Source organism: Bacillus sp. CR71 (assembly GCF_003429245.1).
GTDB lineage: Bacteria > Bacillota > Bacilli > Bacillales > Bacillaceae_G > Bacillus_A > Bacillus_A thuringiensis_S.
In genome coordinates, this window is the sequence record NZ_CP031748.1 from 5,876,786 (window position 1) to 5,889,541 (window position 12,756).

Sequence of the window (12,756 nt, forward strand, 5' to 3'; positions counted from 1 at the left end):
CCTTTTCCATACCGATCACACACCTTTTTCAGAGTAATGGTATCAGTATATCCAAGAATAAGAGATTACTTGCAAGTGCATTTAAAGCCTTTTGCACCAGAACCCAATTTTTTAGTAGATTAATATTTTGAAAGCAACCTTGAAAAATTTGTAATTTAGAATTAGAATAATAAATAAGAGGTTGTTAACTTTGTTAAATAATTTGATTCTATTTTAACATTTTATTCGAATAAATTAAAATATGAAAGGTGATTTTAATGAAGTCAGAGTCGTTTGCGTTTGCGTTAGGAATTGCTGTAGTGTTTGGATTATTATATTCCAGTGTCGTAGCTGCTATAATTGGAGGAGCAGCAGGATTTGTGGTCGGAAAATATTTTAAAAAATAAAAGTAATTAATAATAAAATAGCCCAAAAGGGCTATTTTATTATTAATTTTTTTGTTGTTCTATAAAGTATTCCTCTAAACTATTCTTTTTAAATAATCCATTTTGTAACCAATATTTATATTCGAAATGTTCATTATTGTAAGTGGAAATAGTTTGTTTAAGGTATTGAAACAAATTTTCTTGTTGCTCGGTAGGGGATAAGAAAACATTTTTTAAAAGGATTTTTTTTGACAGATTTATAATAATATCAACCTTCCCTTTGTATGAATCTTCCACTGTATTTAAAAACGTTTCTTGCCCAATTATTGTAGCTCCCATAGCAGTAAATACTCTGTTCATATAATTAATAACGTATTTTGCCCCATTACTTTCCGCAGAAGCCAAAAGTATAATTGGTTTGCCCGATAATTTAAAAATATGAGCCCAATAAGAGATTCTGTCAATTAGATTTTTCATGTCTCCAGAAACATTATGTGAATAAACAGGACTAACTAGAAAAATAAGATCTGCTTCTAGTAACTCATTTTTTATTAAATTAGTATCGTCATTTGTTAAAAAATCAGAGGGACAAATCCCTTGATTGAAACAATTTTTACATCCCGTTGGAGGGTGCACATTATGTGTGAGAGGTGTAATGAGTGTTGTATTAATTCGATGATTCAAACTCCTTTTTAGTTCAGTTAATAAGTTTTCTGTAATTGTAACAGAACGACTGCTGTTATTCCTTGAAGCAACGTAAGCTACTACTTTTTTCATAAAATTCCCTCATTTATAGTTGCGATTTGATTGAAAAGGATAAATTTTAATAATCAGTTTTAGGAAGAGTATAGAATATCCAGACAAACAAACAAATACTCAATCCGATAATTACAAATATATCGGTTATGCTTAACGATAAGCTAGCTATCTTTGTAGGCAAGCTATATATGGGCAACGCCATAATTGCCTCTTTTAATATAGAAGACAGGCCAGGAATATTTAAAATCGCTCCTATGATACTTGGTATAAGTACAATTGTAAAGAATGCAATTATAAGAAGATTCATAGGCTTTTTATAGAAAATAGAAATTAATAAAAATAAAAGTGTGTAAAAAATCCCGAATAAAAAATAATGGAATAATGTGTTGCAAACGATTTGTAAATTGAATCCTTGATGATTTAATATATCATTTATCCAGAGCAAGGATATACATCCGATGCCAAATAGAATTGATATAACAGTTATAATGATTAACCTTGTATAAAGGAACAGATGTCTATTCTGTTTATTCGTAAAAATTAATTGTATAGTTCCATAATATAAATCTATAGAAACGATTTTTACACAAAATATAGCTAATGCAAGAACAGCGATGGTTGAGTAGAGACCAGAAACATTATGGGCATGAAATGGACCATCTAAGGAATAAATAGAATAGACTATTCCCCCCCCGAAAATAAAAGATGCAATAATAGCTAGATAAAGGTATACAGTACTTATATTCCTAAGTAGTTCCAGCCTAATATAGCTTGAAAAGTTCATATTACTCAGCTCCTATATTTTTAAAGTAAAAGTCTTCTAAAGTATCTTTTTTTACATTTATACCTTGAGGATAAATGCTTTTTTCTCCTAACTTTTCTAACAATATGTTTAAATCTTTATCGGTAGTCAATGAAACTGTATTTAATGTCTTTTCTACTAATCCGAAATAGGATAAAATCTTATTTGCCTCGATAATTGTTTCTTGATTAAAAGTAAATTTAATAGTCTTTTCAGGAGTAATTGAGCTAGAATATTCATCTATAATCTGCCCCTTGTTAATTAGATAAACCCGATCGCTAATATCCGCTACATCATCTAAAATATGACTAGATAAGAGAACTCCTATATTTTTTTTCTTTGTTACCCCTTTTATATATTTTAAGATACTTTTAATACCATTAGGATCCATTCCATTAGTTGGTTCATCTAATATTAAATAATTTGGATTGTTTAACAATGCTAAAGCAATTCCCAGTCTTTGCTTCATTCCTAAGGAATAATCCTTTACCTTTTTAGATAAATAATTCTCCATTTGAAGAGAATGTATAATTTCTTCAATATTATTATCTTTATCACTATATAGCTCACTAAAGTATTTCAAATTATAGTAACCATTTTTATTAGGAAAATATTTTGGTTTTTCAATTAAGCTACCTAATTGAGTATATTCTTCTTGAGAAAACTTAATTTCACCACTATATTGTACAATGAGCCCTGAGATGATTTTCATTAATGTAGTTTTCCCTGCCCCGTTAGGGCCAACTAACCCAACTATTTCACCATTTTTAATGTTCATGTTTATAGAGTCTAAGACTCTTTCTCTTTTATTAAAGCTTTTTGATAGATTAGTAATTTCAATGCTCACAAGATATCTTCCCTTCATATAATAATTACTTAAATGTCTAAAGATAATATACATGGGATTTTATTATTCTTATATCTGAGTAAAGTATAAGCGATTCCAAATTTCCCGAGCATAAAGTTGTTAATAGGTAAAGAGTTTTTTATCCCAGATTGATATCCAAACTTAGTAAGGTTATCGATATAATTAGAAAATGTGGAATCAATAAAATGTCTTAAAGTTTCGCATTTTTTATATTTGTTGATTTCTATTAAAATATCTAAGTTACCAAATACTCCATGACATAAGCTACTATCATGATAATCAGAAAATCCATCTTGAAGGGTCTTACGAATGCCACATGTTAAATCTTTGTTTAATAAATTATTTATGCCTAGGTATTGTATTGTTTTCATTCTAGCTAATGAAATGCCTGGGGCTCCATGACACCAGTATACTGATTCAGTATTAATAAATTCTCTTAAGTCTGTCCAGTTATTATCAGTAGAATTAAAATGAAGATTTTCTTGTTTAAGGACTTTATAAACTTCAGTACTAATTTTGGCATCATTATTTATTTCATATAATGATGCCAAGGATAATGAAATGCCAGCACGCCCGTGAGCAAGGCCATTTAAGAATTCTGTTTTCTCTTTATAAATGGAAATCATTAATTCAGCGAACTCATGTGCTTTTTTATAGAAAATTTCATCCCCATATGCTCTGTAACAATTTGTTAGAAATACTATCATTCCAGATAACCCACCAATAAAATCTATGTTTAGATCTTTTTTGTATGTTATATTTAAATTTTTTACACCATCTAGTAATTTATTGTAGTACTCAGATTTTTGTGTAGTATTATAAAATCTCGCATATAAATAAAGGTAGGATCCAAGTCCATGAAAGATTGAGTAAGAATCTATTTTACTTAGATCTACGTCAGTAACCAATCCTTTAAGGCCCATTTCAGCATATTGTAAATATTTCTTATTATCACTATAAGAAGCTAATTCCAGTAAGAAAATAAGTAATCCTGCACCATCATATAGGGAATAATTAAGAGGACCTATATAAACTTTTTCGTTATCTGTTACTTCATGTATCATCCATGTACAAGTATCTTTATAGATAATAGCTGTATCAATTAATTCATTTCCAACTTCTTTTAAAATACTATCAATTTCTGTATTTTGAAAACCTAGAACTTGATTTCCGTGAATATTTGCAAGACTACCACCTCCATCAGTGACCATTGACATTTTTATGTAGTATACTTGCTTTTCTTTATCTTTTTTATCCATATTTTTCAATCTGTTAAGAACTAAATCGATAGGTCTGTCTTGAAAATAATCTTTTATCACACTCACTTCATTGCAGTGAAGATTTTTACTTATTAGCGGCTGAGTAAAATAAGGAATATCATGGTTAAATAAAGCTAATATTTCTGATTCAGCTTGTTTTATTTCTGTAAAGGAAGTACCTCTTTTGAATTTGTTAAATAGCATATTTACTGTTTCTGTTTTGCGAAGGTAAGTAGGATGCGTAGAAGCATCTAAAAACTTTGCATATACACTTGTAGCCCTTGGGATATGTCTTACATGAATTTTATTTACTAAATTTGAGTGGCATATTTCTGTAATTTTATGTTTATTTTTTAAAATACTATCATATCCATGTGAAAATCCATTCTCAATACTGTTGAGAAAATCAAAAGGATTAGCTACTTTATTATGTAACATGACTTTATTATTTTTTTTATTTAGTGGAGATGGCTGCTTTATTAGTCGAATATTATCTGTCCCTGCATCTTCTATAACATAAGATAACCAAATGTTTGATTCGGCTTCTTTAGTAGATAATGCAGAAATATCTACGTCAAATGGTGAAAATTTATAGTTTACTGGTAGAATCATTGTTCCTAAGACGGAGTCAGTTATAGATTCTAAGAAAGTATACATTAAAGATTCTTTTTCTTCATCGGAGTGAATTTTTTTATTAGCGACTATAGTTTCCAAATCAAGTATAAAAGGATATTCTCCAGAGGCCATAATATTTTCATAATGGATATCATCAGTTTTAAGAAGATAAAAAACGGATAAGTATATTCCCATTCTATAATAATAATTTGAAATTTCTTCTTTGTTAGTACATGGTTTGTGAGATATGAAACCTTGCCATCCATAATCATCTACAGTAAATAGCGGGATTTCTGGTATATCAATATTAATATCCTCTTTCAAAACGTTTAAAATATCATAAAACCATTGGTCAGTATATAAATTATGAGGTTTATATACTAATTTTCCACTATTAGTTTGAAGAATGGTTACTGATTTACCTTGATTATGCGAATCTCCATGGCTAAACTCAATACCATGTATAGTGTGAATTTGATTGTCTATATGTTGTTGTAATTTAGATTTGTCATTTGAAAAGCTTTCAAAAATATTTTTAATTAATTGTATTTTGAAGTTGATTTTTTTGTTTATTAATTTGTTTAAATGTTCGTATTTATCTAATATCATTGTAATATAATTAGAATCCTTTAATAATTGTATATAATTTTTGAAGTGGTGGTCTTGGGTATTTGTTTCAGTGCTCTCCTTAGTTAAATGGAATTCATATAATAAAGTTCTGAATGAAATTCTATTCAATTCATATAATAAAGATTTTATGATATCGTTTAGAATTATTTCTTTTTCATTTATTTGTTCACTGTATGTATTGAGTAAGTCTTCAATTGTATCTTCGAGATTCAATAATATTGGTCTATAAAAATCTCCAAAAGTAGTCTCGTATTCTTTTATGTGTTTTTCCACGGTTCTTTTGTACACAGTTTTTCCTCCTAATAAATAGATTGTTTCGATTTTTGAATCGAAACAATCTATTTTATTACTTATTACTTATTGCATGATTTTGAACATGCAGATGTTGGACATGGAGATTGAGCAGTTACAGCAGTGACGGCACTGATAGCAGTAACAATTGCTGGAGTTCCTGCACCGCTACTTTCTCCTGAAAGATGTTCTTCAAGTTCTGATTCAGGAATAAGCCCTGTAATTTTTTCTAATTTTTGTTCTTTTAGCATTATTCATCATTTCCTTTCAAAGTTAAAATAGAATAGGTTAATACATAAATTATCGGTACAATTTTTATGTATCTAAGCTATTTATTGCATGATTTTGAACATGCAGATGTTGGACATGGAGATTGAGCAGTTACAGCAGTGACGGCACTGATAGCAGTAACAATTGCTGGAGTTCCTGCACCGCTACTTTCTCCTGAAAGATGTTCTTCAAGTTCTGATTCAGGAATAAGCCCTGTAATTTTTTCTAATTTTTGTTCTTTTAGCATTATTCATCATTTCCTTTCAAAGTTAAAATAGAATAGGTTAATACATAAATTATCGGTACAATTTTTATGTATCTAAGCTATTTATTGCATGATTTTGAACATGCAGATGTTGGACATGGAGATTGAGCAGTTACAGCAGTGACGGCACTGATAGCAGTAACAATTGCTGGAGTTCCTGCACCGCTACTTTCTCCTGAAAGATGTTCTTCAAGTTCTGATTCAGGGATAAGCCCTGTGATTTTTTCTAATTTTTGTTCTTTTAACATATGTTTCACCTCCTTTCAAGTACGAGAGGATTAATTAATCCATAGAATATTAGTTTTTATTTTATTCACTTTATTAATTAAAGCTAGACCAGCACCGGTAATACCAATCATTAAGCTAAACGAATATGAATGCCTAATTGTATTTTTACTAACTATTTCTTTTAGATATTGTTGGTGTAAACATTCAAATGTTAATTCGACCTGTGAAGAGAGAACAGAATCATTTAATTGATTGGCGCATCTCTCAAGTATAGATAAAGTACCCAAATCACCATGACAATAAGTGATGTTATTACCTAAGGCTTTATCTTTTGTACTATTTATAGCAATTCTGACATAAGTATCATCTATTTCTATTCCGCACTCCATACAAATTAAGAAAGAGAGTAGTATACCAGGAGCTCCATGACACCAACCATTACTAATATCATTATTTTGATTGCTGTTATACCAGTTTTGTTGAACTGGAGAATAGAAATTATTTAATTTATCTCTTAATTCTACAGCGATATTTTTGTATATTGGTTTTTTTGTATTCTTGTATAATAATGCATAGCATGACATAATTCCTGCTATACCATGAGAGAAACCAGCGTAAATTTTCCCTTGATCTTTAAATACGGGATGTTGATGTAAATGTTTTTCTAGTTCGATAGAAAGGCGAATTAAGTGATTTTTATTCTTAGTAACATGACAATTAGCTGCAATATTTAATAACATGTGAATTGTACCTGTTACGCCACCTATAACATCAAAAGTTTTATCCTTTATGACAAAACTTTTCAATTTATCAATATTATCAAAAAATAAATTTTCAAGTTCAGTATTTCCTAGTAAAATACCGGTCTTATAAAGAGCATAAAGATAACCGGAGGTTCCAGAGAATACTCCTAAAGGGAAAGGTAGTTGGCTATTTTCTTCTAATTCTGTTATAAATTTTCTTATGGGTTCAATTGCCTTATAAGCGGCATCCTTGTATTTCATTTCACCTGTACATGAATATAATTGAGCTAGAAATATTGAAATTCCAGCGTTTCCACTATATAAATCTAAACTTACGAGACCTGGAGACCAGATGTTTTCTTGTTCTCCTTCCAGAGAGGGAGCAATCCAATATCCATTTTCATCCGCGGTAATCATTTCATTAATTAAATGATCGCCGATATTCTTAGCACTTTTCAGATAGGAATGATAATTTATCGTATATTTTGGGTGATTAGATTTTTCTTGTACAAATGAGATTTTAGTACAATCTTCGTGCCCTTTACGTTTATTTAAAAATGACGTTTCAATTAATTTTAGTTGTTTGGAAAGATCCGTTAAGGATAAATTGTTTATCTTTGTTAAACAACGTTCTAAAGGAGTATCATTTAATATGTCCCCGATATCATCACCATTAGAATTATAGATGTTTTTTGTGTTAGTTATTGCAGAAAAATATGGAACATCCATATTTAATAAATCATTATATTCGTGTTTTAAGAAAGGGTGTCCCGATTTAAATCCATCTAAACCAACTCTGTGGAATAGTAATTTCTTATAAAAAGAATTTTTACTAAAGATAGGGTATGTTGACATGTCTAATAATTTTGAATAAAACATAGTGCTCTTATTGATGAATCGAATTCTTTTACCAGTAAATAATTGTTGAATTTTACTTACTAATTCTTCTTTATTTTCAATAGCCCATTCATACATGCTTTTGAATCCATCTTGAATGTCTTGAATATAATCATAAGCTTCTAATGTTGTACCATTTAAAACAGGATTATTATGTTTTGGTTCTAATTCTAAATTTTTTAAAGAGAAATCCATGCTTTCTAAATTTTTGTTGTTTAATATCACTGATTTATAGGGAGATATTTGTTTCTTATTAAAACTCACACCGCCTAAATCTGCATATAAATCAGTACCATCAATGGATCTGGTTATTTCTGTTGGCAGAAGTGCAATACTATTTACAGATGTGTTTAAAAATTCTTGAGCCTTTTGAAAACTGCTGTCAAATTCCTCAAAATAATGATTAGGTTTTGGAACAAATAAAGACTCTAAATCGATTAATATTGGATTTTCCCCGTGTGCAATAATATTTTCATAATGGATATCATTTGCATTTAAAATATATAGTATGGCTAGGTACTGCCCAGTCTTTTTGTAAAATTCATTAATTTGCTTTTCTTCAGTACATTCTTTTTGTGAAATGAATTCCATCCACCCATCTGAACTACTAGAAAAAAAGTTAACAGTATTAAATTCAGTTATTCTCTTTGTATTTAGAAACTTCAAAAAATCTTGGAATGCTTGATCCACCTCTAAATTTCTTGGCTTATACATAATTCGTGAACCATCTGAAAAATGAAGTGTACAAACTGTTTTTCCATCTTGATGAGTATCTCCCATTCCTACATCAATAAGAGTAAGTTTTGCATCATTATTTATATGAAATTGATTTAATAGGTTATTCCATTCAGCTTGTGTTCTATGTAAAATGGCTAAAATATTTTTTAAAGTTCTGTTTATGATGATACGTAAGGTGCTTGATAATTGTTGATTATCGTCCAATAAATATTCTATATATTCATCATTTTTTAATAAAACATCATGAAAGTATGCGAACCGCGCTTCTTCTGTTTTTCCAATTAATAATTGTTCATTTTTTAATGTTTTTAATTCATCAATTAAAGTTTTATATGACAGTTCCCATATTCTTGAGATTAGCTGATCGGCAACATTTGTTGTGAAATAGGTATAATCATTTATAATCTTAATTTTCTTTAAATCTTTGAAAAAGAGATTTAAAGGATCGATAACGATAGATTTACAAAATGAACCAAAAGGTAAATCTGATGAAATACCTATATCAATTACATCTTCAGTATTTAGTTTATGAGATTTAAATTTAAATTTATTTTCACTATCATTTTTACTTTGCTTATAGAGTTCATCTATAGTAGTAGATGAAACCCTATAAATTAAATCTTCTAGTTCTTCTTTACTTTGTAATTCAGGATACAACTGCATACAATTGTTCAATTCGTTTTGTTTATTGATTATAGGCATAATCACTTACTCCTTTTTTATTATATAAGTGATAATAGAAGCCACCTTGATTCATTAATTCATGATGAGTCCCAGTCTCTATGATATTCCCACCATCAATAACATATATTTTGTCGGCGTCTATAATAGTTGAAAGTCGATGAGCTATAATAATTACTGTACACTTAATCTTTTTAAAATACTCCATAATATTAAACTCATTCTCTTGATCCAATGAGCTTGTTGCCTCATCTAAAATTAATATTCGTGGTTTATTAATGAGAGCTCTAGCTAAAGAAATACGCTGACGTTGACCACCTGATAAGTTCAAGCCCATATCGCTTATTACCGTGTTATACTGCATAGGCATGTTTTCGATTTCTTTATCAATCATTGCAAGTTTTGCTGCCTCTTGCACATCCTCTAATGTGAATTTTTCATTTCCCATTGTTATATTTTCAAAGATGCTTTTATTGAATAACATAATATCTTGTGGAACAATACCTATTTGTTTATGTAATATGCTTTGATCAATGGAATTGATATTCAGACCATCTATGTAGATATTTCCTTTGGTATGTTTATATAGTCCAACTATGATTTTTGCTAATGTACTTTTTCCAGAACCGGATTTCCCAACAATGGCAATTTTTTCACCACTATTAATAGATAAGTTAATATTTTTGATAATATCATTGCTCATATTTGTATATGAGAAATAAACATCTTCTAACTCTATATTTCCATTAACTTCGAAATTTTTAATGAGATTATTAGAAGACTCTATTTTGGTTCCGGTAATGTCACTCACTCTTCTTAAATAAGATGAAGTCAAAATAAGCTGTGTATAGGCAGAAAATACCGAACTAGATTGATTAAATAGCATTGTTGTAATAGTTTGAATAGCCACAATTTCACCTAGTGTCAATGCATTATTTTGGTATAAAATTATACCTGTTACTAAGATTATGACAGGAGCTATAAGTTGAAAGTTACCAGATAAAGAGTTTATTATATTTTGCAACTGAGAACGGTATTTAAATTTCTCTAAACTTTTCTTATAGCTAAGTTCCCACTTAGAAAAAAATTTATTTTCTAACCCTGCAATTTTAATAAATAAACTAGAAAATAGAATTTCAGTCAGGATAGCCTGACTTTTACTTTGCTCAACGAGTTCATTGTCTACTGCTGCAGCAACTTTGGCTCTACTTAAACTTAAAATTAAAAAGTTAAAAAATAATAATCCTAAACTGATAAGTGTAATTGTGTATGATTTTGAAGACAAATAAATTAGAATAACAAACATCATACCTAAATCAACGATTCCTGGTATTAAACTACTAGAAATTAAATCCCTTACTCCAATAAGACTATTCAGTCTATACAATAAATCACCTGGAGACCTTAAATCGAAAAATTTAAATGGTAATCGTAATAAATGACGGAATGTGTTCCCCATAAGCTTTTCACTTAAAAAGATGTTCAGTTTAATAATAAGAGATCCTCTTGTAATTGATAGGGTTAGGTGCAATATAGATATAAGTATGAGACTTAAAATAATCCTAGAAAAATCATTAAATACTGACCCGAGTAAAGCACCATCTATAATTTTTTGCGTGAGGTATGGAATAATTAAATTGAGTAGTAAAACGGTTATTGTTGTTAAAATAATGAATATAGTTAAAGATAGTTTGTTTATGACTAATTGTTTTATTCCCTCCCAAGGCTTTACTTCTTCAGCAAATTGTGGCTTAAAGTCATTACTTGGGACTACCTCTAGAACCAAATGTGAAAAACTATTTAAAAACTCATCGGTGGTAAGTTTTCGTTTACCTTCAGCGGGATCAATAATTTTGATCTTTTTGTCCGAAATCTCTTCTAAAACGACAAAATGTTTGTTTTCCCAAAAGATTATTGCAGGGAGTTGAAGTTTTTTAAGTCCCCTAATATCAGCTTTGTAAATTTTTGAGATAAAACCTTTCTTCAAAAACAAGTGTTTTAATTGACTAAGGCTTAACCCATCTCTTCCAACCTCAAATTCATTTCTTAAGTTGAAAATAGTTTCTCGACTGCCATAATAATTTAATATCATGTTACTACAGCATAATCCACATTCAGTTTGTTGGAGTTGTAAAACAACTGGAATTTTTTTCATTTTATTTTAATAGAAACCTTTCTTAGTAGATAATGAGAGTAATAAAAATTATTACTCTCATTTTTTAATTAACCTCTACAATTATTCACACATTCAACTGTGTAAGTACAAACCTTTCCTTTATTACCAAATGTTTCACTGATAATGATAGAAGTTGAAGTAGCTGTAGTATTCCATGTGTTTATACCACCCATAGCTGAGTGTTCTTCAACTTCTTCTAATAAAGTATCAGGTAATTCTAAGTTTTCTTTAACTTTTTTTCTGTTTTTAATAATATCAAGCACAATAATCCCTCATTTCTTATTTTTATAATATTTATTTGTGTAGATATCCGTATAGCTATATGTAAGAGTGTTAAATGCAGGTTCATACTAAACTATTATTTAACAAATACTGATCGCAAATTAAAAACATGTTTAAAGCATTTTTTATAGTAATATAAAATAAATTGCGCTCTTCGAATATTCATATTAACTAACGTTTATCTACATTTAAATTTTAACATTATTAACCATGGAAAAAAAAGGGTTTTAAAAAATTAATTTTTCTGTTAAACTAGTTTAGTTATATTTATATATTTCGATTTTTTTGAATTTATCGGATTGTGAAAAATACTTTAAATGAGAAGTGGTTAATATATATGACTTTTTAGTTTGTTTTAGTGTTATTTTCCTGAAATTGTATATTAATAATTTCGTGGTTTATGAATTTACTGAAGGGCACTTGGAGCAAAGGGATACAGATTTAAAATATAAACATGATATGACTAAATCATATATGTAGCAAAAAACATAAAGTATTTTTATTTTTTATACTATTTAAATAATAAACTGTTCTTATTAACTCAACAATGATACACTTATTTTATACAAAGGAGGGATAATATGCCAAATGTAGGAGTGATTAAGGCCGTTTGGAAGTATATATTTAATAGATAAGGTTCTGGTGCAAATATTACATTTATTTGAAAGGGGTATATAGATCCCTAGATGTAGCTATGAACTAATGTGTCAGATATGAGGATGAGTCACAGGAATAAATTATTAGATTTATTAAAGTCCTCCTTTTGAAGCATATACAAAAAGGGGTTCTGGTGCAAAAGGCTTTAAATGTACTTGCAAGTAATCTCTTATTCTTGGATATACTGATACCATTACTCTGAAAAAGGTGTGTGATCGGTATGGAAAAGG

The 12,756-nt window shown here is 28.9% G+C and carries 11 protein-coding genes; 1 reads left to right on the forward strand and 10 read right to left on the reverse strand.

Annotated features, from left to right (window positions below; all coding sequences use genetic code 11):
* Window positions 1-257: 257 nt before the first annotated feature.
* Window positions 258-386, forward strand: coding sequence for a hypothetical protein (locus DOS87_RS30430; RefSeq protein ID WP_257148896.1), 129 nt, complete (start codon window positions 258-260; stop codon window positions 384-386).
* A 42-nt stretch (window positions 387-428) separates the two neighbouring features.
* Here the strand turns inward: DOS87_RS30430 and DOS87_RS29700 are convergent, their stop codons facing one another.
* From DOS87_RS29700 to DOS87_RS30435, 10 genes are all read right to left on the reverse strand, one after another.
* A complete protein-coding gene (locus tag DOS87_RS29700; protein ID WP_000758153.1) occupies window positions 429-1,142 on the reverse strand; it encodes a flavodoxin family protein in 714 nt (237 codons plus the stop codon).
* 46 nt (window positions 1,143-1,188) lie between these two features.
* Window positions 1,189-1,908: a hypothetical protein gene (locus DOS87_RS29705; protein WP_098578536.1), complete on the reverse strand. Its 720-nt coding sequence runs from the start codon at window positions 1,906-1,908 to the stop codon at window positions 1,189-1,191.
* 1 nt (window position 1,909) lies between these two features.
* Window positions 1,910-2,773, reverse strand: a complete 864-nt coding sequence (locus DOS87_RS29710) for an ABC transporter ATP-binding protein (protein WP_157464238.1) — start codon at window positions 2,771-2,773, stop codon at window positions 1,910-1,912.
* Window positions 2,774-2,802: 29 nt separating this feature from the next.
* Window positions 2,803-5,586, reverse strand: a complete 2,784-nt coding sequence (locus tag DOS87_RS29715; protein ID WP_180227749.1) for a type 2 lanthipeptide synthetase LanM family protein — start codon at window positions 5,584-5,586, stop codon at window positions 2,803-2,805.
* 65 nt (window positions 5,587-5,651) lie between these two features.
* Window positions 5,652-5,840 carry a class II lanthipeptide, LchA2/BrtA2 family gene (locus DOS87_RS29720; RefSeq protein WP_000910756.1) on the reverse strand — a complete coding sequence of 63 codons (189 nt, stop codon included), beginning with the start codon at window positions 5,838-5,840 and terminating at the stop codon, window positions 5,652-5,654.
* Between the two features lie 77 nt (window positions 5,841-5,917).
* Entirely contained in the window at window positions 5,918-6,106 is a 189-nt protein-coding gene (locus DOS87_RS29725; RefSeq protein WP_000910756.1) for a class II lanthipeptide, LchA2/BrtA2 family, read from the reverse strand.
* Window positions 6,107-6,183: 77 nt separating this feature from the next.
* Window positions 6,184-6,372: a class II lanthipeptide, LchA2/BrtA2 family gene (locus tag DOS87_RS29730; protein WP_000910756.1), complete on the reverse strand. Its 189-nt coding sequence runs from the start codon at window positions 6,370-6,372 to the stop codon at window positions 6,184-6,186.
* Between the two features lie 30 nt (window positions 6,373-6,402).
* Entirely contained in the window at window positions 6,403-9,432 is a 3,030-nt protein-coding gene (locus DOS87_RS29735; RefSeq protein WP_098831163.1) for a type 2 lanthipeptide synthetase LanM family protein, read from the reverse strand.
* Window positions 9,416-11,566 (reverse strand): peptidase domain-containing ABC transporter, encoded by a 2,151-nt coding sequence (locus tag DOS87_RS29740; protein ID WP_000723763.1) that lies wholly within the window; start codon window positions 11,564-11,566, stop codon window positions 9,416-9,418. Before DOS87_RS29740 ends, DOS87_RS29735 begins: the two co-directional genes overlap by 17 nt.
* A gap of 68 nt (window positions 11,567-11,634) precedes the next feature.
* Window positions 11,635-11,850 carry a plantaricin C family lantibiotic gene (locus tag DOS87_RS30435; protein ID WP_000884148.1) on the reverse strand — a complete coding sequence of 72 codons (216 nt, stop codon included), beginning with the start codon at window positions 11,848-11,850 and terminating at the stop codon, window positions 11,635-11,637.
* Window positions 11,851-12,756 lie beyond the last annotated feature (906 nt).

What these genes read in the sequence shown, in the direction of transcription:
- DOS87_RS29725 (WP_000910756.1), bottom strand. Translation starts at nt 6,106, where the DNA reads ATGCTAAAAGAACAAAAATTAGAAAAAATTACAGGGCTTATTCCTGAA.
- DOS87_RS29735 (WP_098831163.1), bottom strand. Translation starts at nt 9,432, where the DNA reads ATGCCTATAATCAATAAACAAAACGAATTGAACAATTGTATGCAGTTG.
- DOS87_RS29740 (WP_000723763.1), bottom strand. Translation starts at nt 11,566, where the DNA reads ATGAAAAAAATTCCAGTTGTTTTACAACTCCAACAAACTGAATGTGGA.
- DOS87_RS29720 (WP_000910756.1), bottom strand. Translation starts at nt 5,840, where the DNA reads ATGCTAAAAGAACAAAAATTAGAAAAAATTACAGGGCTTATTCCTGAA.
- DOS87_RS29730 (WP_000910756.1), bottom strand. Translation starts at nt 6,372, where the DNA reads ATGTTAAAAGAACAAAAATTAGAAAAAATCACAGGGCTTATCCCTGAA.
- DOS87_RS29705 (WP_098578536.1), bottom strand. Translation starts at nt 1,908, where the DNA reads ATGAACTTTTCAAGCTATATTAGGCTGGAACTACTTAGGAATATAAGT.
- DOS87_RS30430 (WP_257148896.1), top strand. Translation starts at nt 258, where the DNA reads ATGAAGTCAGAGTCGTTTGCGTTTGCGTTAGGAATTGCTGTAGTGTTT.
- DOS87_RS29700 (WP_000758153.1), bottom strand. Translation starts at nt 1,142, where the DNA reads ATGAAAAAAGTAGTAGCTTACGTTGCTTCAAGGAATAACAGCAGTCGT.